Here is a 1,392-nt window from a genome sequence, read left to right on the forward strand (position 1 = left end):
GTGCTTCCACTTCCGGCCTATCAACCCGGTGGTCTAGCCGGGGGCCTTACCCCACAAAGGGTGGGAGTCCTCATCTTGGAACGAGCTTCCCGCTTAGATGCTTTCAGCGGTTATCCCTTCCGAACGTAGCCAACCAGCCGTGCTCCTGGTGGAACAACTGGCACACCAGAGGTTCGTCCGTCCCGGTCCTCTCGTACTAGGGACAGCCTTCCTCAAGACTCCTACGCGCGCGGCGGATAGGGACCGAACTGTCTCACGACGTTCTAAACCCAGCTCGCGTGCCGCTTTAATGGGCGAACAGCCCAACCCTTGGGACCTACTCCAGCCCCAGGATGCGACGAGCCGACATCGAGGTGCCAAACCATGCCGTCGATATGGACTCTTGGGCAAGATCAGCCTGTTATCCCCGGGGTACCTTTTATCCGTTGAGCGACGTCGCTTCCACAAGCCGACGCCGGATCACTAGTCCCGACTTTCGTCCCTGCTCGACATGTCTGTCTCACAGTCAAGCTCCCTTGTGCACTTACACTCGAAACCTGATTGCCAACCAGGCTGAGGGAACCTTTGGGCGCCTCCGTTACTCTTTGGGAGGCAACCGCCCCAGTTAAACTACCCACCAGGCACTGTCCCTGATCCGGATCACGGACCTAGGTTAGATGTCCAGTACGACCAGAGTGGTATTTCAACGTTGACTCCACGAACACTGGCGTGATCGCTTCACAGTCTCCCACCTATCCTACACAAGTCGAACCGAACACCAATACCAAGCTATAGTAAAGGTCCCGGGGTCTTTCCGTCCTGCCGCGCGTAACGAGCATCTTTACTCGTAGTGCAATTTCGCCGGGCCTGTGGTTGAGACAGTAGAGAAGTCGTTACGCCATTCGTGCAGGTCGGAACTTACCCGACAAGGAATTTCGCTACCTTAGGATGGTTATAGTTACCACCGCCGTTTACTGGGGCTTAAATTCTCAGCTTCGCTCCCGAAGGAACTAACCGGTCCTCTTAACCTTCCAGCACCGGGCAGGCGTCAGTCCATATACATCGTCTTGCGACTTAGCATGGACCTGTGTTTTTAGTAAACAGTCGCTTCTCCCTGGTCTCTGCGGCCGAAACATGCTAGCCCGCAAGGGGCTTCACACACCTCGGCCCCCCTTCTCCCGAAGTTACGGGGGTATTTTGCCGAGTTCCTTAACCACAGTTCGCCCGATCACCTCGGTATTCTCTACCTGACCACCTGTGTCGGTTTGGGGTACGGGCCGCTCAGAGCTCGCTAGAGGCTTTTCTCGACAGCATAGGATCACTCTACTTCGCCTCAATCGGCTATGCATCAGGTCTCAGATCAACATCCAGGCGGATTTGCCTACCCGGACTACCTACACCCTTACACCAGTA

The 1,392-nt window shown here is 55.9% G+C and carries 1 rRNA gene; it reads right to left on the minus strand.

The features are described from left to right. Positions 1 to 1,392: ribosomal RNA gene (locus tag GIS00_RS26720) — 23S ribosomal RNA — on the minus strand; the annotation flags it as partial.

This window comes from Nakamurella alba (genome assembly GCF_009707545.1).
Lineage (GTDB): Bacteria > Actinomycetota > Actinomycetes > Mycobacteriales > Nakamurellaceae > Nakamurella > Nakamurella alba.